Source organism: Afipia sp. GW821-FHT14H12 (assembly GCF_058803465.1).
This window is the reverse complement of sequence record NZ_JBXAOZ010000001.1, coordinates 895,714-914,830: the sequence shown is the minus strand read 5'-3', so window position 1 is coordinate 914,830 and position 19,117 is coordinate 895,714. Positions and strand designations below refer to the sequence as shown.

Here is a 19,117-nt window from a genome sequence, read left to right as displayed (position 1 = left end):
GATTGTACAGGAAGTACGATGAATTATTGGCTCGTCAAATCCGAACCCTCGACATGGTCGTGGGACCAGCAGGTCGCCAAAGGCAACAAAGGCGAGGCCTGGACCGGTGTGCGCAATCACTCCGCCAAGCTCAACATGATGAAGATGAAGAAGGGCGATCTGGCCTTCTTTTATCATTCCAACGAGGGCAAGGAGATCGTCGGCATCGTCGAGATCGTGCGCGAGCATTATCCCGATCCGACCGATGCATCCGGCAAATTCGTCTGCGTCGATATCGCCGCCAGGAAGCCATTGAAGACGCCGGTGACGCTGGTCGCGGTAAAAGCCGAGGCCAAGCTCGCCGACATGGAGTTGTTGCGGTTGTCACGCTTGTCAGTGCAGGCCGTGACTCCTCAACAATGGGCGATCGTATGCAAAATGGGCGGCGTCTGACGCCCGCAACCACGCCATTTTCTCCGAATGTTTCCTGGTCTGCGGCGTTTCGTCCGGCTTCGCCGCTCAAACGCTTGAAAGATTTCAATCGTGTCTCGACAAAAGTCCTAAATCTTCCAACTTGTCCCCCTCCCCTCGGGGGGCGCATAATCCCGGTCAATAAGATTAACCGCCCGCGTTCATGGGCGATCCGGGAGAAGACAATGTCCGAGACTATCCATCCAGTCACGCCAGAGTGGGCCAAACGCGCCTATGTCGATGAGGCAAAGTACAACGACATGTACGCGCGCTCGATCAAGGACCCGAACGGGTTCTGGAGCGAGGCGGCCAAGCGGGTGGACTGGATCAAGCCTTTCACCAAGGTGGAGAACACCTCGTTCGAACTCGGCAAGGTCTCGATCAAATGGTTCGAGGATGGCGTTCTCAACGCCGCCTACAACTGCATCGACCGGCATCTGGAGAAGCGCGGCGACCAGACCGCCATCATCTGGGAGGGCGACGATCCGTCTGAATCGCGCCACATCACCTATCGCGAACTGCACGACGAAGTCTGCAAGATGGCCAACATCCTGCGGCTGCGCAACGTCAAGAAGGGCGACCGCGTCACCATCTATCTGCCGATGATCCCGGAGGCGGCGTATGCGATCCTCGCCTGCGCGCGCATCGGCGCGATCCACTCGGTGGTGTTCGGCGGCTTCTCGCCCGACTCCATCGCCGGCCGCCTGCGCGACTGCAAGTCGCGCGTCATCATCACCTCCGACGAGGGTCTGCGCGGCGGACGCACCATCGCGATGAAGGCCAACGTCGATGCCGCGATCGAGAAGGTCAACGGCGAGGTGGACTGGGTGGTCGTCGTCAAGCGCACCGGCGGCAAGGTCAACATGGATCCGAAGCGCGACGTCTGGTACCACGAGGCCGCCGCCGTGGTCGAAAGCGAATGCCCGTGCGAGCCGATGAACGCGGAAGATCCGCTGTTCATCCTCTACACGTCGGGCTCGACCGGACAGCCGAAAGGCGTGCTGCACACCACCGCCGGCTATCTGATCTTCGTGTCGATGACGCACCAATACGTCTTCGACTATCACGACGGCGACATCTACTGGTGCACCGCCGACGTCGGCTGGGTCACCGGCCACAGCTACATTCTGTACGGGCCGCTCGCCAACGGCGCGACCACGATGATGTTCGAAGGCGTGCCGAACTATCCGGACAATTCGCGGTTCTGGAATGTCATCGACAAGCACAAGGTCAACATCTTCTACACCGCGCCGACCGCGATCCGCGCGCTGATGCAGGCCGGTGACGAGCCGGTGAAGAAGACCTCGCGTAAATCGCTGCGGCTGCTCGGCTCGGTCGGCGAGCCGATCAACCCGGAAGCCTGGGAATGGTACTACCGCGTGGTCGGTGATTCCCGCTGCCCGGTGGTCGATACCTGGTGGCAGACCGAAACCGGCGGCATCATGATCTCGCCGCTGCCGGGCGCCATCGCACAGAAGCCGGGCTCGGCGACCAAGCCGTTCTTCGGCGTGGTGCCGCAGATCGTCGATGCCGACGGCAAGGTGCTGGACGGCGAATGCAGCGGCAACCTGTGCATCGCCAAATCGTGGCCGGGCCAGGTGCGCACCGTCTACGGCGACCACGAACGTTTCGAGAAGACCTACTTCTCCGCCTACAAGGGCAAGTACTTCTCCGGCGACGGCTGCCGCCGCGATGCCGACGGTTATTACTGGATCACCGGCCGCGTCGATGACGTCATCAACGTCTCCGGTCACCGCATGGGCACGGCGGAAGTCGAAAGCTCGCTGGTCGCGCATGAGAGCGTGTCGGAAGCCGCCGTCGTCGGCTATCCGCACGACATCAAGGGCCAGGGCATCTACGCTTACGTCACGCTGATGGCCGGCGTGGAGCCGAGCGAGGCGCTGCGCAAGGAACTGGTGGCGTGGGTGCGCAAGGACATCGGCCCGATCGCGCAGCCGGACCTGATCCAGTTCGCGCCGGGCCTGCCGAAAACCCGTTCAGGCAAGATCATGCGCCGCATCCTGCGCAAGATCGCTGAGGACGAACCGTCGAGCCTCGGCGACACCACGACGCTCGCCGATCCCGGCGTCGTCACCGACCTCGTCAACAACCGCCAGAACAAGAAGGCCGCTCACGCCTGATCCGGCCTCAAGCCGTTCGCATCCAGGCCTCTCCCTTCGGGGAGAGGCCTTTTTCTTGGGCGCGCGCGGCATCACGGCATTGTTAGGCAACCCCCGCCGCCACGCGGCGGTTTAACCGCAACTGTTGTTTTGCGGACATTTACACCGCCGCCGATTTTTCCTTTATGGCGCGCAGTCGCACGGCGAGCGGAAACGGTTCGCTCATTTGTGCGGCGTAGGCTAAGCGCGGGCCTTGAAAAACAAGCCTTGAGAAGCAGGTTTTGGGACGCCGCGCCGCCTGAATGGATTTTGCGGAGACTGATTGCCATGCGCCCGTTCGCCTCATTCGTTGCAGCCGCTTTTGCCGCCGGTTCGCTTATTCTCGCCGCTGGCACCGCGCCGGCCTTCGCGCATCCCGACATGGTCCGCGCACCGGCGGGCTATTCGCCCGGCACCATCGTGGTGAAGACCAGCGAGCGCCGCCTCTATCTCATTCTCGATGAGCAGCACGCGATCCGTTACCCGGTCGGCGTCGGCAAGCGCGGCAAGGAATGGGCGGGTGAGACGCGCATCAGCGGCAAGTACCGTAATCCCGCATGGTCGCCGCCCGATGATGTGAAGCGCGATCATCCGAACATTCCCGATGTGATCGAAGGCGGTTCGCCACGCAACCCGATGGGCGTCGCGGCGATGACGCTCGCGGGCGGCCAGTACGCCATCCACGGCACCAACGTGCCGAAGTCGGTCGGCGGCTACGTCTCCTATGGCTGCGTGCGGATGTACAATCCCGACATCACCGACCTGTTCGAGCGCGTCTCGGTCGGCACGCCGGTCGTGGTCACATCGCGATAAGGCCTGCCGTTCCGGCGTTTTTCATATCATGAGCGATGGTGCGCTAACCGCACCATCCGGCACGATGGCCCCCGTTATAGGGACGGCCGTGCCCGGTGGCGATCAGCGCGGCCGAGACATTCGGCGTCGTGCGCGTCGCAACGTCCGCAACCACACGGCCGTTATATTTGTCGGGTCCGACGTTGTAGATCGTGACGCTGCCCTCCTTGAGGAATGTGGTGAGCGCCTCACGCGCCGCCTGCGCCATGCGTGATTCAGCGAGACACCGCGCCTTCAGTTCCGGCGCATCGACGCCGCGCAGCCGCACGCGCGTGGTGATGTCGAGCCCCTGCCACAGATGCACCCGCGCCTCGAAGGTATCGCCGTCGATCACATACATGACCTGCGCGGACTGTCGGACGCCTGCGTCGCCGCTGCGCGAGGCTTCCACCAGCCGGTCGCGGTCCGCCCGCTCGGTATCGCCCGCCGATGTGTTGAACCTGCTGTGCGGAAGCCATGCCCCTGCAATGAGCCCCGCGCTGAACATCAGCGCGAGCAGCGTCCCCGCCCACAGGCGGTCGCGGCGCTGCGCGGAGCGGGTTGCCATGCGATTCGGCGTATCTAGGAACATATCCCTAGATACCGCGCGATCCTCTGTCGAGCAAGCGTATGAGCGGTTCTACGTAGGGGGACAATACGTTCCGCTGGAACCGCCGATGAGCAGAGTCAAGGGATGACTCGAAACTCTATGGGGGTTTTCCGACATATTTGGCTTATTCACAGTGCCTTGTGAGTATTGGGTACAACTAGCTGTAGTAGGTCGAAAACCTTTGCACCAACATGGCAAGGGCAGCACGATTATGGTGCGAGTCGGATGACTGACCTTGCCTGCAAGTTTGGATCAGCCACACCGGAATTTCGCACTCCCTCTCGTTCGCGAACTTGAGGGTTTTAGCAAAGGCTCGTCGGTTCACCCCGGCGAGCCTTTGTCAATTTGTAACCGTTACGGTTACAGGCAGAATGTGCATCTAGTGTACATGCGCCGCAAGCCATTGTGGCAAGTTACATTCAAATAATTTGAACCGATCTCACCGCGACCTCAACCCTCAGAAATCCGAGGCTATCCCTTTGATTTCCCAATCGCCGTAGCGCGTGGGCTCCGGGCCTTTCGGTCCATTGATCTCTTTCGGATCGTTGGGGTCAGATGCGGGATCATTTTCCTTATTCTTTTCCTTGGCCTTCACGGCTTCCGCCCTCCGGGCCTCGGCTTCGGCCAACGCGCGCTGGGCGGCTGGTGGCAAGGGGCGACGCGGCGGCATCGCATCCGCATTGTCTGTCTTCGGCTCGTCCGCCATATCCGCCTCCATATCACTCAGTGCGAAGCGGCGATGCACATGGCCGCTTCATAATCGTCCCGCGTCTTATTTAAGCCGCGTCACGATTCTTACATTTGGCATATTCGCATGTCATCCCTGCGTCTTCGTTGCGGCATGCCCGCTCTTCCCTGCTTTGGTTGTACAGTATTCCATGAAGCCTTCGCGATTCGTTCCGCCGACCGAGGTGCCCGGCCTCGCCGCGCGCCGCATAGCCGCCGATATCATCGACGGCGTTCTCCACAAACGGCGCACGCTGGACGATCAGCTTGAAGGTCCTGCCGCCCATCCCGTTCTCAAGACGCTGTCCGACCGCGACCGCGCGCTGATGCGCCGTCTCGTCGCGACCGTGCTGCGCCGTCTCGGCACGCTCGGCCATCTGCTGTCGCGGCTGCTCGATCGCGGGATTCCAAGCGATGCACCCCGCGCGCAGAGTGCGCTGCTGATCGGCGCCGCGCAGATTCTGTGGATGGACGTGCCCGATCACGCCGCCGTGGATCTGTCGGTCCGTCTCGTACAGGCCGACCGTCGCGCGGCAAAGTATGCGGGACTCGTCAACGCGGTGCTGCGCCGTTGCGCGCGCGAAGGGTTGCCGCTGGTCGAAGAGGTCAAGGATGGCATGATCGACCTGCCGCCGTGGCTGGTGGCGCGCTGGATCAAGGCCTACGGCGAAGATAATGCACGCGCGATGGCCCGCGCCATCGGCCACGAGCCGCCGCTCGATCTCACGGTAAAAACCGATTCCGAAAGCTGGGCGACGCGGCTCCACGGCGAAATGCTGCCGACCGGCACCGTGCGCACGCAACTGCATGGGCCGATCACGATGCTGCCCGGCTTTTCCGAGGGCGCATGGTGGGTACAGGACGCCGCCGCCGCCATCCCTGCGCGGCTGTTCGGTGACATCACCGGCAAATCCGTCGCCGATCTGTGCGCGGCGCCGGGCGGCAAGACCGCGCAGCTCGCGCAGGCGGGCGCCCATGTCACCGCGGTCGACCGCTCCGCCGGACGGCTTGCGCGCCTGAAAGACAATTTTGCGCGGCTTTCGCTCGAAGCCAGTTGTGTGGCGACGGATGCGACCGAATGGGACGGCGGCCCGTTCGATGCGATCCTGCTCGATGCGCCCTGCATGGCGACCGGCACCATCCGCCGTCATCCCGACGTCGCCTGGCTGAAGAACGAAGCCGATATGGGCGCGCTCAACGCCCTGCAAAAACGCCTGTTGCAGAAAAGCGTGACGCTGCTGAAACCCGGCGGGATGCTGGTCTACTGCACCTGTTCGCTGGAACCCGAGGAAGGCGAACAGGCGATCGCATCGCTGCTCGCCTCCGAACCGCAGGTGAAGCGGATGCCCGTCACGCCCGGCGAACTCGCCGGGCTGTCGGAACTCATCACCGCCGATGGCGATGTCCGCACGCTGCCCTGCCACCTGCCCCATGCCGATCCGAAGCTGTCGGGGCTCGACGGCTTTTACGCCGCCCGCCTGGTCAAGGCCTGACCTGATTTCTCCTTTTCACACAGACGCCTCCCGCCTTTTGTCCCCATGCGGACGTGCCTTGTCTGGAATTCCAGACTAAAAAGGAGACACGGAGATTCCCTCCGGCACGGGGACGATGTCGGTTACCGGACAAAGGCGCATATCGGGACTTCTGCTCGGACGAGTCGGGCGGAAGGTGATGGCGCGCGCCAGCGGTACATCGGTAGCTCTAACGCGCCTCCTGCCCGGCCGCTCCGACCGTTTGCTGATCGCTCCGCACGATCTGCGCACCACCGACGCCACCCGCGCCGCCGAAATCTATTCGGGCCGCTTCGTGTTCGCGGGGAAAATCGTCACCTGCCACGGCCGCTCGGTGTTCGAACTCGATCCGCCTTCCGAGGAATGGGAAGTCTCCCTGCTCGGCTTTGGCTGGCTGCGCCATCTGCGCGCGGCGGATTCGGCGATCACACGCGCCAACGCCCGCGCGCTGCTGGATGACTGGCTCGCGCATCCGCGCAAGAGTGCCGTGGCGAAGCGCGCCGATGTGGTGGGGCGCCGCATCATCTCGCTGCTGTCGCAGGCGCCATTGGTGCTGCACGATGCCGATGCGCGCTTCTATCGCCGCTTCCTGAAAAACCTCACGCGCGAAATCCGCTTCCTGCGCTACACCAAGGCCGACATCCCCGATGGCCTTGCGCGGCTGCAGGTTCTGATCGCGCTGTGCTACGCCTCGCTCTGCCTCGCCAATCAGGCCAAGCACATCAAAGGCGCCACGAAAAAGCTTTCCGACGAATTGCAGCGCCAGATCCTGCCGGACGGCGGCCACATCTCGCGCAACCCGGACGCACTGGTCGAACTGCTGCTCGATCTTCTGCCGCTGCGCCAGACCTTCGCGGCGCGCAACATCGCCCCGCCGCCCGCGCTGCTCAACGCCATCGACCGGATGATGCCGATGCTGCGCTTCTTCCGCCACGACGACGGCTCGTTCGCGCTGTTCAACGGCATGAACGCGGCGGCCCCCGGCGTGCTGGCCACGCTGCTCGCCTATGACGACACCCACGGCACGCCGATGCCGCACATGCCACACACCGGCTTCCAGCGGCTCGACGCAGGCACGCTTACCATCATCGCCGACACCGGCCCGCCGCCACCGCCCTCGCTCAGCCGCGACGCGCATGCAGGATGCCTGTCGTTCGAGATGTCGAGCGGCGCCAACCGCATCGTCATCAATTGCGGCATGCCTTCGACCGGGCGCGACAACTGGCGCAGCTTCGCGCGCTCCACGGCCGCGCATTCGACGCTGACCTATGCCGAAACATCGTCCTGCCAGTTCGTCGAACGGTCGGCGATGAAACGGATGCTGCAAGGCTCGCCGATCGTCGCGGGCCCGGAGACCGTCGAATCCTATCGCGAGGTCACCTCGGAAGGCACCACGCTGACGATGTCGCATGACGGCTACCGCAAGCAGTTCGGCTTCATCCATCGCCGCGTCCTGACCGTCGCCGCCGATGGCGGCCGCATCGACGGCGAGGACGAATTGGCGAAGGAGCCCGGCTCGGCATTTCGCGGCAGCATGGACGACTACGCCATCCGCTTTCACCTGCATCCCTCCGTCAAGGTCAGCCGCCTGACCGACGGCCGCGGTGCCATGCTGATGCTGCCCAACCGCGACGTCTGGACCTTCGAGGCGCCTGACCAGAAAATCGACCTTGAGGACAGCGTGTTTCTGGCCGGATCGGACGGCCCGCGCCGGACCACCCAGATCGTGATCCGCCAGCATGCGCGGCAGGTGGCGACCGTGCACTGGAGTTTCGCCAAATCCGCCAGTTCGGCCGCGGCCAACGCCAAGCGCGACCCGCGCCGCGAACCGGAATTACCGCTGTAGGCTTGTTTTGATGCGTTTTCTTCACGCGAACCGGTCCCCACTTCGCTTGAAAACGCTATGAGCGAGGTTTTGCCGGCGCGCAAACTATGTTAGCGCGTAGGCGCAGGCTCAAAGTGGGTTTTCCCTTGCGGAATACCGCTCACGGGCCATCATTTTCCTGCTCCTGGACCATCGCATGACCGACCATCCGCGCCGCGTGACCCGCGCCCTGCTTTCCGTTTCCGACAAGACCGGGCTGATCGACTTCGCCAAAGCTCTCGCCGCCCATGGCGTCGATCTCGTCTCCACCGGCGGTACCGCCAAGGCGATCGCGGATGCGGGCCTGAAGGTGATGGACGTGTCCGACCTCACCGGCTTTCCGGAGATGATGGACGGCCGGGTGAAGACGCTGCATCCGAAGGTGCATGGCGGCCTGCTCGCGATCCGCGACAATGCCGAGCACGCCAAATCGATGAAGGACCACGGCATCGCGCCGATCGATCTCCTCGTCGTCAACCTCTACCCGTTCGAAGCGACGGTGGCGAAGGGTGCCAGCGAAGAAGACTGCATCGAGAACATCGACATCGGCGGCCCCGCGATGATCCGCGCCGCCGCGAAGAACCACGGCGATGTCGCCGTCGTCGTCGAGCCTTCGGATTATCAGGCCGTGCTCGATGAACTCGCAGCCCACAAGGGCGCGACGACACTTTCATTGCGCAAGCGGCTTGCCGCGAAGGCCTATGCGCGCACCGCCGCTTATGACGCAGCGATCTCGAACTGGTTCTCGGCCGAACTGAAAATCGACGCGCCGGATTTCCGCGCCATCGGCGGGCGGCTTGCCGAAGCCTTGCGCTATGGCGAAAACCCGCATCAGAGTGCGGCCTTCTACGTCAGCGCCGAACAGCGCCCCGGTGTCGCCACTGCGCGCCAGGTGCAGGGCAAGCAGCTCTCCTACAACAACATCAACGACACCGACGCGGCTTACGAATGCGTCGCTGAATTCGATCCGGCCAAGAGCGCGGCTTGCGTCATCGTCAAGCACGCCAACCCGTGTGGCGTGGCGGAAGCCGATGACATCGTCAGCGCCTACAAGAAGGCGCTGGCCTGCGATTCCACCTCCGCGTTCGGCGGCATCGTCGCGGTGAACCGCCCGCTCGATGCGGAGGCCGCGCGCGCGATCACCGGCATCTTCACCGAGGTCATCATCGCGCCCGATGCCAGCGAGGAAGCGATCAAGATCATCGCGGCGAAGAAGAATCTGCGGCTGCTGCTCGCGGGCAAACTGCCCGATCCGCGCGCGAAGGGTTTCATCGCCAAGACGGTCGCGGGCGGCCTACTCGTTCAGTCACGCGACAACGCCGTGGTCGACGACATGACGCTCACCACCGTGACCAAGCGCGCACCGACCAATGCCGAGCTCGCGGACCTGCGCTTCGCCTTCCGCGTCGCCAAGCATGTGAAGTCGAACACGATTGTCTATGCGAAGGACCTCGCCACCGTCGGCGTCGGTGCGGGCCAGATGAGCCGGGTCGATTCCGCGCGCATCGCCGCGCGCAAGGCGCAAGACGCGGCGAAAGAACTCGGCCTCTCAGATCCGCTGACCAAAGGTTCGGTCGTGGCGTCCGATGCGTTCTTCCCGTTCGCCGATGGTCTGCTGGTTGCCATTGAGGCCGGTGCGACGGCGGTGATCCAGCCGGGCGGCTCGGTACGCGATGCGGAAGTGATCGCGGCAGCCGATGAACATGGCATCGCCATGGTGTTCACCGGCACGCGGCACTTCAAGCATTAAGGCCGCGCGGGCTCCTTCACCCGCGACAGCAGCGCAAGTCCCGCGACGAAGAACACGATCAGCACCGCCATGCCGGCCTTCTGGCTGGCGGTGACGGCGGTGACGATGCTGACCGCAAGCGGCGCGAAGAATGACGTGACTTTTCCCGACAGCGCGAACAGCCCGAAGAACTGCGTGATGCGCTCATGCGGCGCGAGGCGAATGAGCAGCGTGCGCGACGCCGCCTGCAACGGCCCCGCCGCAAAGCCGATGAACAACCCGAGCCCGAGATAGGCCTTCTCGGCAGGCGCCGCGAACAGCCCGCCGCCCGGCGCGGGAGGGGTGACTTTAATGACGAAGAACAGCGTGTCGCGGTCGATCGACAGGATCGCGAGGATCGCCAGCAGCAGGATCACCATCGCGCCGGTGATGACGGTCTTCGGCCCCAGCAGGTCGTCGAGCTTGCCGCCGACCCACGCGCCGAGCGTGCCGCTCACCGCGAGCAGAATGCCGAACGTGCCGATCTGGATGGTCTGCCAGCCGAACGTGCCCGCCGCATAGATGCCGCCGAACGCAAACAGCGCGACCAGTGCGTCGGTGTAGACCATGTTGGCAATCAGGAATGTCGCCATGTTGGGTTGCGACGGCAGCGCGCGCAGCGTCTCGCGCAATTCGCGCAGACCTTCGCGCACCGCACCGAGCGCGGGTTTCTTCGAGGCGTGATCCGGCGTGAACAGGAACATCGGCAGCACAAAGATGACGAACCACACCGCCGTCAGCGGCCCCGAGATGCGGTCGCCCTCATGCATCACCGGATCGAGCCCGAACAACGGCGTGAGACCAAACAATGTGCGGCCGGTCGCCTCGTTGGCAGCGAGAAAGCCCAGCACCAGGACAAGACTCACTATGCCGCCGATATAGCCCGTGGCCCAGCCGGTGCCGGACAGGCGGCCGATTTTCTCCGGCGGCACCAGATACGGCATCATCGCGTTGTTGAACACGGTGGCGAATTCCGCACCGATGGTGGCGATGCCGAACGCGATCAGCACCGGTACGATCACAGATGGATCTCCGGGCCTGCCGATCCACATCATGGATGAGCCTATCACCAGCAGCGCGCCGAACGCCGCGATCCACGGCTTGCGCCGCCCGCCCGCATCGGCGATGGCGCCCAGCACCGGCGACAGAAACGCGATCAGGAATCCGGCGATCGAGGTGGCGAAGCCCCACAACGACTGGCCGGTGGCGGGATCGGGCGCAACGCGGGTTGCAAAATAGGGCGCGAACACGAAGGTGGTAATCAGCGTGAAATAAGGCTGCGCCGCCCAGTCGAAGAAGATCCAGCCGATCACCGCCGAACGCGGCGGATAGGTACGCTGCATGGCTGGCGCAAGGGACGTCATCTTCACCTTCATGTTCGTTGGCGGGAACGCGGCGGGCGGGTTAGCTTGTCGCCATCTTATAGATCAATTCGCGATGATTATCGCGCTCCACCATTCCTCCGAAACAGGAAAGCCTGCTTTTGAACCGTTTTGCTCTTGCCTTGCTGCTGATGCTGCTGCCTGCCGCCGGATTGGCACAGGATGCCCGCATCTCGTCGCTGCCGACTCACGCACAGCCGGTGTTCGCACGCCACGGCATGGTGGTCGCGCAGGAAAAGATCGCCACGAGGATTGGCGCCGACGTGCTCAAACGTGGCGGCAATGCCGTGGATGCGGCGGTCGCGACCGGGTTCGCGATGGCGGTGACCTATCCGCGCGCGGGCAATCTCGGCGGCGGCGGCTTCATGGTGATCCATCTGGCGCGCAAGAACAAAGACATCGCGCTCGACTATCGCGAGACTGCACCTAAAGCCGCGACGCCGACGATGTTTCTGGGGCCGGACGGCAAGCCTGATCCTGAGAAATCGCGCGATGGTGCGCTCGGTATCGGTGTGCCAGGCACCGTGGCCGGACTGGCCGAAGCCCTGCATCGCTATGGCTCGGGAAAATTCTCTCTAAGGGATCTGCTCGCGCCTTCGATCAAACTTGCGCGCGACGGATTCATCATCACCGACGACATCGCCGACACGCTGCCCGATGCGCGGCAGCGGTTTGCGCCATGGCCATCGAGTGCCAAGCTCCTCGCACGCGCGGACGGCACGCCGCTGCGCGAAGGCGACAAACTCATTCAGCCTGATCTTGCGAACACGCTGCAGGCTATCGCCGATCACGGCGCAGATGGATTTTACGATGGCCCGGTCGCGGACAAACTCGCCGCAGGCATCCAGGCCGCCGGCGGCATCATCACCCGCGACGACCTGAAATCCTATCGCCCGGTCTGGCGCAAGCCGGTACGCGGCACCTATCGCGGCTACGACATCGTGTCGATGCCGCTGCCGTCATCCGGCGGCACGGTACTGATCGAGACGCTGAACATCCTGGAAGGATTTGACCTGCACAGAATGGGTGCGCAGACGCCCGCCTCGCTGCATGTGCTGATCGAAGCGATGAAGCGCGCCTATGCCGACCGCGCACGCTACCTCGGCGATCCAGCTTTCAGCAAAGCGCCGCTGACACGATTATTGTCGAAGGATTACGCCACGCAACTGCGCGCGGACATCAGCCTCGACACATCGACGCCGGTGAAGGCGGCCGCCGCCGCGCAGCCGCACGAAGGCACCAACACCACGCATTTCTCGGTGGTGGACGCACAAGGCAATGCGGTGAGCAACACCTACACGCTGAATTTCAGCTACGGCGTCGGCCTCATCGCGGAAGGCACCGGCGTGCTGCTCAACAACGAGCTGGACGACTTCACCGCCGCGCCGGGCGCATCCAACGCCTATGGGCTGGTCGGTTATGAAGCGAACCTGCCCGGCCCCGGCAAGCGGCCGCTGTCCTCCATGACACCGACGATTGTGCTGAAGGATGGCAAGCCCGTGCTCGTCACCGGCTCGCCGGGCGGCAGCCGTATCATCTCGACCACCCTTCAAGTCATCGTCAATGCGCTCGACTATCACTTGAACATCGCGCAGGCCGTCAGCATCCCGCGGCTGCATCATCAATGGATGCCGGATGAAGTGCGGATCGAGCATGGCTTTCCGCAGGCGACGCGCGACGCCTTGCGCGCCATGGGCCACACGCTCGTGACGCCGATGGGCCAGACCTCGGCGAATTCGATTGCCGCCACGAAGGACGGCTGGCTGGGCGCAGCCGACCCGCGCACGCGCGGCGCGGAAGCGGCAGGTTATTAATACGGGAGGCTATATGACATCCCTCAAAGGCAAGACGCTGTTCATCACCGGCGGCAGCCGCGGCATCGGCCTTGCGATCGCCAAGCGCGCGGCGCGGGACGGCGCCAACATCGCCATCGCCGCGAAAACCACGGCGCCGCAGCCGAAACTCGAAGGCACGATTTTTACCGCCGCGAAAGAGATCGAGGATGCGGGCGGACGCGCGCTGCCCATCGCCTGCGACATCCGTGACGAGGCGCAGGTGATCGCCGCCGTCGATCAGACGGTGAAGGAATTCGGCGGCATCGACATCTCAATCAACAATGCCAGCGCGATCAGCCTTTCGCCGGTGCAGGCGACCGAGATGAAGCGTTTCGACCTGATGATGGCGATCAATACGCGCGGCACGTTCCTCGTCTCCAAGACCTGCATCCCGTATCTGAAAAAAGCAGAGAATCCACACATCCTGATGCTGTCGCCGCCGCTCGACATGCAAACGAAATGGTTCGCGCCCTCGACCGCCTACACCATGGCGAAGTTCGGCATGAGCATGTGCGTGCTCGGTCTCGCCGGTGAACTGAAAGGCGACGGCATCGCGGTGAACGCGCTGTGGCCGCGCACGACGATCGCCACCGCCGCGGTCGGCAACCTGCTCGGCGGCGAGGCGATGATCCGCGCCAGCCGCAAGCCGGAGATCGTCGCGGACGCGGCGCACATCATTCTCACCAAGTCGTCGCGCGACTTCACCGGGCAGTTCTGCATCGACGACAAAATTCTCGCCGCCGAAGGCGTGACCGATTTCCAGCCCTATCGGGTCGATCCCTCGGTGCCGCTGATGCCGGATATTTTCGTGCCTGACGATGATGTGCCGCCGCCGGGCGTCACGCTGGGCAAGCTGCCGGGCTTCTCCAAATAATATCCGGGTAATATTGACAGACTAATTTTACCCGGGTATATTATTGGCATCGTCACAACCCATTGGTTTGTCATGCCTTCCGTCCAGATTATCGCCTTCGACGGCGACCATTGCATCGCCTCCGGCGACATCGCGGACGTGGCGGCGCGGGTCAAACAGGTCCTCTCGCCCCAAAGTCAGATCTTGCTGTTCGACCTTGAGACCAGCCGCCCGGTCGAAATCGACTTTCGCGGCTCGGTCGCGGACGTCACCACCCGCCTCAAAAACTCATTGTCTTCCGAACCGGCGCCACGCGGTCCCGGCCGGCCAAAGCTCGGCGTCGTCGCCCGCGAGGTGACCTTGCTGCCACGACACTGGGAATGGCTCGCTGCCCAACCCGGCGGCGCGTCGGTGACGCTGCGAAAGTTGATCGAGGACGCGCGGCGCAAAACCGCCGCCAAGGATGAAGCACGCGAGCGGCAGGAATCGGTGCATCGTTTTCTGTCGGCCATCGCGGGCAACAAGCCGCATTACGAGGATGTGCTCCGCGCGCTCTACGCCAATGACGGCGCGCGCTTTCATGCGCTGATTGCCGACTGGCCGACAGACGTGCGCCGCCATCTCGAGCGGCTGGCGTCGGATTTGTTCGACGGAGCTTACGTCACCACAACGATCTAGGACGATACGCTGCCGATGAATTGCAGCACGATCTCGCGGCGGTGTGGCTGCGCACGGTGCTCGATGAGATAGATGCCCTGCCAAGTGCCGAGCATCATCTCGCCGCTCTCCACCGGCACCTGCAGGCTGCATGACGTCAGCATGGTCTTGATATGCGCGGGCATGTCGTCCGGGCCTTCGCTGCCGTGAATCCAGCCGCCGTTTTCCGGCGCAAGACGGTCGAGCGCATCGGTGAGGTCAGTCAGCACGTCGGGATCGGCATTTTCCTGAATCGTCAGCGATGCCGAGGTGTGCCGGACAAACAGCGTCAGCGCGCCGACCGCCGCCTGCGCCTCCTGCAGGAAATCCCGGGCTTCCGTGGTGATGTCGAAGAAGCCGCGCCGCGGCGTCGTCACCGTCAGCGTCGATGTCGCGATGAGTTCGGGCCTGGCACTGGGAATCCGCGAGCGGTGTCCGCTGATTTTCATGACCTTTCGATCCTTGCGAGAGTCGCATCATCGAAGCGTCCGCCGAAATATTTTTCAACCGCCTCCTTGAACAGGCTGTGCCCTTTCGCGACCTGCGCGAACAATGTCATCGAGGAGCCGAACTTCATGTCGTCAGGAGAACCGAAAATCTCGTAGACGGATTTGTCCGCGATCGCGTTGACCAGCGCCGTGCATTCCTCCAGCCGCCCGCCGAGCAGGGGATGTCGGAGATAGGCCGCCGCTTCCTCGCGCGAGGCGATGGCATATTTCTGCGCCATCGCGCTGTGGCCCAAGCCCTCGATCTGCGGAAAGATGAACCACATCCAGTGTGTACGCTTTTGTCCGCCGCGCAGTTCACAGAGCACCCGGTCGTAAAGCGGCCTCTGCGCGTCGATGAAGCGCTGCAGATCTCCCGCATCTCGTCCCGTCATGCTGCCTCCTCAGTCCCGTGGAGGATAACGCCGAAGGGAACCAAAAGTTGAGGCCAGACACGACGAAGCCGCCTTGCGGCGGCTTGCGTGGTTGCCAATTTTCTTCGTTGTTTGAAGATTCTGGAGCGGGCGAAGGGATTCGAACCCTCGACCCCGACCTTGGCAAGGTCGTGCTCTACCCCTGAGCTACACCCGCATCAGAAATGGGCGGCTTGCGCCGCCGGGCGCAACCTATGCCAAACCCGGCGCGGCAATGCAACAGAGAAAGGCGGCCTTTTTCACCCCCGGATCGGCTTTAAGTTCATGTTCGGGAACGATTTCAAGCGCTTCCGCGATTGAAATCGTCACTTTCGCCGCCATTTTAGGGCCGGGCATGGTAAATGTCCGCAAATGCAGCAATCAGCCGGGATGAAACGACGTGACGATACTCGACAATGACGCCGCCGCGGGCAGCGTTGCGCCAGACCTCATCAAGGACACCACGACACAGACCTTCGTGAAGGACGTGATCGAGGAATCCAAGCACCAGCCGGTGCTGATCGATTTCTGGGCGCCCTGGTGCGGCCCGTGCAAACAGCTCACCCCGATCATCGAGAAGGCGGTGCGAGCCGCCAAGGGCAAGGTCAAGCTCGTCAAGATGAACATCGACGAGCATCCGGCGATCCCCGGCCAGATGGGCATCCAGTCGATTCCGGCCGTGATCGCCTTCGTCAACGGCCAGCCGGCCGATGGCTTCATGGGCGCGCAGCCGGAAGCCCAGATCAACGCCTTCATCGACAAACTGACCAAGGGCATGCCGGGCGGCGATGCCGACCTGATAACGGAGGCCGAAGCTCATCTCGCCGAGGGCGATGCGGCCACCGCCGCCGAGATCTACGCCGAAGTGCTGGCGCAGGATGCCACCAATGTTCCGGCGATGGCGGGTCTCGCGCGCTGCTACGTGGTCGCGGGCTCGCTCGAGCAGGCCAAGCAGACATTGGCGATGGTGCCGGAGGCCAAGCGCGGCGATGCCTCCGTCACTGCCGTGCAGTCGATGCTCGATCTCGCCGAGCAGGCACAGTCAGTCGGCCCGGTCGCGGAGCTTGAGCAAAAGATTGCCGCAAACCCGCTCGACCATCAGGCCCGCTACGACCTCGCCATCGCGCTGAACGCCAAGCACGCGCGCAGCGACGCCGCCAATCATTTGCTGGAGATCGTCAGGCGCGACCGCAAATGGAACGACGACGGCGCGCGCAAGCAGCTGCTGCAGTTCTTCGAGGCATGGGGCGGCGAGGATGAGGCCACCGTGGAGGCCCGCAAGCGCCTCTCCACCATTCTGTTCTCGTGATCGCTTAAAGCCATCGGGGATTACATCGAATGGCCATCAATTCCGAATATCGTGGGCCCGGCGATCTGCCCGAGACCATCCCGGTGTTTCCGCTGCCCGGCGCGCTCCTGCTGCCGCGCGGGCAGATGCCGCTGAATATTTTCGAGCCGCGTTATCTGGAAATGGTGGATGACGCGCTGCGCGACGGGCACCGCATGATCGGGATCATCCAGCCCGACGCCGCGCATTCGCAAAGCGAGGAGCACCCGAGGCTGTTTCGCATCGGTTGTGTCGGCCGGATCACGCAGTTCGGCGAGACCGGTGACGGGCGCTACATTCTCGAGCTCACGGGAATTGCGCGCTTTCAGGTGGTTGAGGAGCTGACCGTGCTGACGCCGTATCGTCAGTGCAAGGTCGACTTCTTTCCCTTCGTCGACGATTTCGTCGCGCGCAAGGGCGAGGAAGACGTCGACCGCGACGCCGTCCTCGACACACTCACCAAATTCCTGAAGGCCAACTCGCTGAAGGTGGACTGGGACGGCATTCGCGCAGCACCCAACGAGGCGCTGGTTAACGCGCTGGCGATGATGTCGCCTTACGGCCCCGCCGAGAAGCAGGCGCTGCTGGAAGCCCCCGACCTCAAGACGCGTGCCGAAATCCTGATCGCGGTGACGCAAATGGACCTCGCCAAGAAACAGACCTCGGGCGATCCGCCGGTGCAGTAAAAAAATCGAGGCTTTTCTTTTAACGATGGATTGAAGATGACGACCAACATTCCGCCCGCGCGCGATTCCGATCCCGTCGACTCGAAGCTTCTGGAAATCCTGGTGTGCCCGGTGACCAAAGGCCTGCTGGAATACGACGCTGTGAAACAGGAATTGATTTCGCGCGGTGCGAAGCTCGCTTATCCGATCCGCGACGGCATTCCGATCATGCTGCCGGAAGAGGCGCGCAAGATCGACTGACCTACAGCGCCTCGCCGCGCAGCAGCCGCGGCACTTCGCCGGTGAGGCCCGCCGCCTGACGGATGAATGCGCCTTTCAACGGCGGCATCCGGTCCACGAGACCGAGCCCGATATCGCGCACCGCGCGCAACGGCGCGAAATCGTTCGAGAACATTCCGTTCAGGACGTTGGTGGCAAGCCCCATCGCCATGGTGTCGAACCGCCGCCAGCGCTGATAATGCTCAAGCACGTCGGCCGCGCCGAAATCCGTGCCGAGGCGTGCCGCGTCGACCACGACTTCCGCCAGCGCCGCAACATCCTTCAGACCCATGTTGAGGCCCTGCCCGGCGATGGGGTGGATGACGTGCGCCGCATCGCCGACCAGCGCGAGCCGATCCGCGATGAAGGAGCGCGCGACGAAATAGCCGAGCGGGAAGGTGCGTGGCTTGTCGAGCACCTCAAGCTCTCCGAGATGCAGGCCGAAGCGCGTCTCGAGTTCGGTTTTGAAATCCTCCGCGCCGAGCGCCACGATCCGCGCGGCCTCCCTGGGCTGCTCGGTCCAGACCAATGACGAGCGTTTGCCTGTGAGCGGCAGGATCGCGAACGGGCCCGCGGGCAGAAAATGTTCTTCCGCGCGCCCCTCATGATCGCGCTCATGCCCTACCGTGACGACAATCGCCGCCTGATCGTAATCCCAGCCATGGGTGGCGATGCCCGCGCGCTGGCGCAATTTCGAGCGCGCACCGTCGGCGGCGGCAAGCAGCCGCGCCGTGATGATGTCGCCGCTGCCGAACGCAACCTGCACGCCGTTGTCGTTCGCTTCATAGGTCGCCACGGTGTCGCTGCGCAATTCTACGCCGCTGGCCTCGGCATGATTGGTCAGTGCGTCGATCAGATGGCGGTTCTCCACCATATGCGCGAACGGCTCGCCGCCTGCGACCTCGCCCGCGAAAGTGAGGAACGCAGGCCGTGTCGCATCGTGCAATCTGGAATCCGTCACAACCATGTCGAGGATCGGCTGCGCATCCGGCGCGACCTCGCTCCACACGCCGAGCGTCTCGAACAGCCTGCGGCACGCCGCGACGATCGCGGAGGCGCGCTGGTCGCGGCTCGGGCGCACCGCGAAAGCAGGATCGGCGACGATCACCGGAATGTCCGGGCCCAACCCTTGACGCAATGCGAGCGCGAGCGACAACCCTGTCAGCCCACCGCCGCCGATTACGATGCCTTGCACGATGCCCTGCGGTTTCGTCATCGCCACTCCAACAAATACCGTTACCTCAACGCACGAGACCGCTTGCG

19 protein-coding genes and 1 tRNA gene are annotated in these 19,117 nt (G+C 63.6%); 12 read left to right on the top strand and 8 right to left on the bottom strand.

The window, feature by feature from the left end; translation table 11 throughout:
* The first annotated feature begins 18 nt into the window (after positions 1–18).
* The 3 genes from AC1RNA_RS04520 (at position 19) to AC1RNA_RS04510 (ending at position 3,422) form a co-directional block, all read left to right on the top strand.
* The gene (locus AC1RNA_RS04520) at positions 19–432 is read left to right on the top strand and encodes an EVE domain-containing protein (RefSeq protein WP_009338505.1); all 414 of its coding nucleotides are present in this window, start codon (positions 19–21) and stop codon (positions 430–432) included.
* Positions 433–635: 203 nt separating this feature from the next.
* Positions 636–2,591 (top strand): acetate--CoA ligase, encoded by a 1,956-nt coding sequence (gene acs, locus AC1RNA_RS04515; RefSeq protein ID WP_009338506.1) that lies wholly within the window; start codon positions 636–638, stop codon positions 2,589–2,591.
* A 306-nt stretch (positions 2,592–2,897) separates the two neighbouring features.
* Positions 2,898–3,422, top strand: coding sequence for a L,D-transpeptidase (locus AC1RNA_RS04510; RefSeq protein ID WP_492950395.1), 525 nt, complete (start codon positions 2,898–2,900; stop codon positions 3,420–3,422).
* 43 nt (positions 3,423–3,465) lie between these two features.
* On the opposite strand, the gene AC1RNA_RS04505 is transcribed toward AC1RNA_RS04510, so the two are convergent.
* Both AC1RNA_RS04505 and AC1RNA_RS04500 read right to left on the bottom strand, forming a co-directional pair.
* Complete coding sequence (locus AC1RNA_RS04505; protein WP_492950394.1) at positions 3,466–4,032, bottom strand: thermonuclease family protein; 567 nt, start codon at positions 4,030–4,032, stop codon at positions 3,466–3,468.
* 475 nt (positions 4,033–4,507) lie between these two features.
* Positions 4,508–4,756, bottom strand: a complete 249-nt coding sequence (locus AC1RNA_RS04500) for a DUF1674 domain-containing protein (RefSeq protein ID WP_492950393.1) — start codon at positions 4,754–4,756, stop codon at positions 4,508–4,510.
* Between the two features lie 172 nt (positions 4,757–4,928).
* On the opposite strand from AC1RNA_RS04500, the gene AC1RNA_RS04495 reads away from it, so the two are divergent.
* From AC1RNA_RS04495 to purH, 3 genes are all read left to right on the top strand, one after another.
* Positions 4,929–6,269, top strand: coding sequence for an RsmB/NOP family class I SAM-dependent RNA methyltransferase (locus AC1RNA_RS04495; RefSeq protein ID WP_009338510.1), 1,341 nt, complete (start codon positions 4,929–4,931; stop codon positions 6,267–6,269).
* 115 nt (positions 6,270–6,384) lie between these two features.
* Positions 6,385–8,133 carry a heparinase II/III family protein gene (locus AC1RNA_RS04490; protein ID WP_492950392.1) on the top strand — a complete coding sequence of 583 codons (1,749 nt, stop codon included), beginning with the start codon at positions 6,385–6,387 and terminating at the stop codon, positions 8,131–8,133.
* 175 nt (positions 8,134–8,308) lie between these two features.
* Positions 8,309–9,901: a bifunctional phosphoribosylaminoimidazolecarboxamide formyltransferase/IMP cyclohydrolase gene (gene purH / locus AC1RNA_RS04485; protein ID WP_492950391.1), complete on the top strand. Its 1,593-nt coding sequence runs from the start codon at positions 8,309–8,311 to the stop codon at positions 9,899–9,901.
* Here purH and AC1RNA_RS04480 read toward each other — a convergent pair.
* The gene (locus AC1RNA_RS04480; RefSeq protein WP_492950390.1) at positions 9,898–11,295 is read right to left on the bottom strand and encodes an MFS transporter; all 1,398 of its coding nucleotides are present in this window, start codon (positions 11,293–11,295) and stop codon (positions 9,898–9,900) included. The genes purH and AC1RNA_RS04480 overlap by 4 nt on opposite strands.
* 137 nt (positions 11,296–11,432) lie before the next feature.
* Between AC1RNA_RS04480 and ggt the strand changes: the two genes are divergently transcribed.
* The 3 genes from ggt to AC1RNA_RS04465 all read left to right on the top strand — a co-directional run bounded on the left by ggt (position 11,433) and on the right by AC1RNA_RS04465 (position 14,667).
* On the top strand, positions 11,433–13,115 hold the full coding sequence (ggt, locus tag AC1RNA_RS04475) for a gamma-glutamyltransferase (protein WP_492951179.1): 1,683 nt from the start codon (positions 11,433–11,435) through the stop codon (positions 13,113–13,115).
* A gap of 13 nt (positions 13,116–13,128) precedes the next feature.
* A complete protein-coding gene (locus tag AC1RNA_RS04470) occupies positions 13,129–14,010 on the top strand; it encodes an SDR family oxidoreductase (RefSeq protein WP_492950389.1) in 882 nt (293 codons plus the stop codon).
* Positions 14,011–14,082: 72 nt separating this feature from the next.
* A complete protein-coding gene (locus AC1RNA_RS04465; RefSeq protein WP_492950388.1) occupies positions 14,083–14,667 on the top strand; it encodes a DUF2239 family protein in 585 nt (194 codons plus the stop codon).
* Here the strand turns inward: AC1RNA_RS04465 and AC1RNA_RS04460 are convergent.
* From AC1RNA_RS04460 to AC1RNA_RS04445, 4 genes are all read right to left on the bottom strand, one after another.
* Positions 14,664–15,134 (bottom strand): secondary thiamine-phosphate synthase enzyme YjbQ, encoded by a 471-nt coding sequence (locus tag AC1RNA_RS04460; protein WP_009338520.1) that lies wholly within the window; start codon positions 15,132–15,134, stop codon positions 14,664–14,666. The genes AC1RNA_RS04465 and AC1RNA_RS04460 overlap by 4 nt on opposite strands.
* Positions 15,131–15,565: a DUF1810 domain-containing protein gene (locus tag AC1RNA_RS04455; protein WP_009338522.1), complete on the bottom strand. Its 435-nt coding sequence runs from the start codon at positions 15,563–15,565 to the stop codon at positions 15,131–15,133. Before AC1RNA_RS04455 ends, AC1RNA_RS04460 begins: the two co-directional genes overlap by 4 nt.
* A gap of 121 nt (positions 15,566–15,686) precedes the next feature.
* A tRNA-Gly gene (locus AC1RNA_RS04450) sits at positions 15,687–15,761 on the bottom strand.
* A gap of 35 nt (positions 15,762–15,796) precedes the next feature.
* Positions 15,797–15,940 (bottom strand): hypothetical protein, encoded by a 144-nt coding sequence (locus AC1RNA_RS04445; RefSeq protein ID WP_009338524.1) that lies wholly within the window; start codon positions 15,938–15,940, stop codon positions 15,797–15,799.
* A 43-nt stretch (positions 15,941–15,983) separates the two neighbouring features.
* Here AC1RNA_RS04445 and trxA point away from each other — a divergent pair, with 43 nt between their 5' ends.
* Genes trxA through AC1RNA_RS04430 form a run of 3 tightly spaced genes read left to right on the top strand, consistent with a single transcriptional unit; the run spans position 15,984 to position 17,836 of the window.
* Positions 15,984–16,892, top strand: coding sequence for a thioredoxin (trxA, locus tag AC1RNA_RS04440; protein WP_492950387.1), 909 nt, complete (start codon positions 15,984–15,986; stop codon positions 16,890–16,892).
* Positions 16,893–16,921: 29 nt separating this feature from the next.
* Entirely contained in the window at positions 16,922–17,596 is a 675-nt protein-coding gene (locus AC1RNA_RS04435) for an LON peptidase substrate-binding domain-containing protein (protein WP_009338528.1), read from the top strand.
* Positions 17,597–17,632: 36 nt separating this feature from the next.
* A complete protein-coding gene (locus AC1RNA_RS04430; RefSeq protein ID WP_492950386.1) occupies positions 17,633–17,836 on the top strand; it encodes a Trm112 family protein in 204 nt (67 codons plus the stop codon).
* 1 nt (position 17,837) lies between these two features.
* Here AC1RNA_RS04430 and AC1RNA_RS04425 read toward each other — a convergent pair whose 3' ends face one another.
* Positions 17,838–19,070, bottom strand: a complete 1,233-nt coding sequence (locus tag AC1RNA_RS04425) for a ubiquinone biosynthesis hydroxylase (protein ID WP_009338533.1) — start codon at positions 19,068–19,070, stop codon at positions 17,838–17,840.
* Positions 19,071–19,117: the final 47 nt, after the last annotated feature.

Excerpts from the sequence above, each read along its gene's own strand:
- AC1RNA_RS04520 (WP_009338505.1), top strand. The coding sequence starts at position 19 with ATGAATTATTGGCTCGTCAAATCCGAACCCTCGACATGGTCGTGGGAC.
- acs (WP_009338506.1), top strand. The coding sequence starts at position 636 with ATGTCCGAGACTATCCATCCAGTCACGCCAGAGTGGGCCAAACGCGCC.
- AC1RNA_RS04510 (WP_492950395.1), top strand. The coding sequence starts at position 2,898 with ATGCGCCCGTTCGCCTCATTCGTTGCAGCCGCTTTTGCCGCCGGTTCG.
- AC1RNA_RS04505 (WP_492950394.1), bottom strand. The coding sequence starts at position 4,032 with ATGTTCCTAGATACGCCGAATCGCATGGCAACCCGCTCCGCGCAGCGC.
- AC1RNA_RS04500 (WP_492950393.1), bottom strand. The coding sequence starts at position 4,756 with ATGGCGGACGAGCCGAAGACAGACAATGCGGATGCGATGCCGCCGCGT.
- AC1RNA_RS04495 (WP_009338510.1), top strand. The coding sequence starts at position 4,929 with ATGAAGCCTTCGCGATTCGTTCCGCCGACCGAGGTGCCCGGCCTCGCC.
- AC1RNA_RS04490 (WP_492950392.1), top strand. The coding sequence starts at position 6,385 with ATGTCGGTTACCGGACAAAGGCGCATATCGGGACTTCTGCTCGGACGA.
- purH (WP_492950391.1), top strand. The coding sequence starts at position 8,309 with ATGACCGACCATCCGCGCCGCGTGACCCGCGCCCTGCTTTCCGTTTCC.
- AC1RNA_RS04480 (WP_492950390.1), bottom strand. The coding sequence starts at position 11,295 with ATGAAGGTGAAGATGACGTCCCTTGCGCCAGCCATGCAGCGTACCTAT.
- ggt (WP_492951179.1), top strand. The coding sequence starts at position 11,433 with ATGCTGCTGCCTGCCGCCGGATTGGCACAGGATGCCCGCATCTCGTCG.
- AC1RNA_RS04470 (WP_492950389.1), top strand. The coding sequence starts at position 13,129 with ATGACATCCCTCAAAGGCAAGACGCTGTTCATCACCGGCGGCAGCCGC.
- AC1RNA_RS04465 (WP_492950388.1), top strand. The coding sequence starts at position 14,083 with ATGCCTTCCGTCCAGATTATCGCCTTCGACGGCGACCATTGCATCGCC.
- AC1RNA_RS04460 (WP_009338520.1), bottom strand. The coding sequence starts at position 15,134 with ATGAAAATCAGCGGACACCGCTCGCGGATTCCCAGTGCCAGGCCCGAA.
- AC1RNA_RS04455 (WP_009338522.1), bottom strand. The coding sequence starts at position 15,565 with ATGACGGGACGAGATGCGGGAGATCTGCAGCGCTTCATCGACGCGCAG.
- AC1RNA_RS04445 (WP_009338524.1), bottom strand. The coding sequence starts at position 15,940 with ATGCCCGGCCCTAAAATGGCGGCGAAAGTGACGATTTCAATCGCGGAA.
- AC1RNA_RS04435 (WP_009338528.1), top strand. The coding sequence starts at position 16,922 with ATGGCCATCAATTCCGAATATCGTGGGCCCGGCGATCTGCCCGAGACC.
- AC1RNA_RS04430 (WP_492950386.1), top strand. The coding sequence starts at position 17,633 with ATGACGACCAACATTCCGCCCGCGCGCGATTCCGATCCCGTCGACTCG.
- AC1RNA_RS04425 (WP_009338533.1), bottom strand. The coding sequence starts at position 19,070 with ATGACGAAACCGCAGGGCATCGTGCAAGGCATCGTAATCGGCGGCGGT.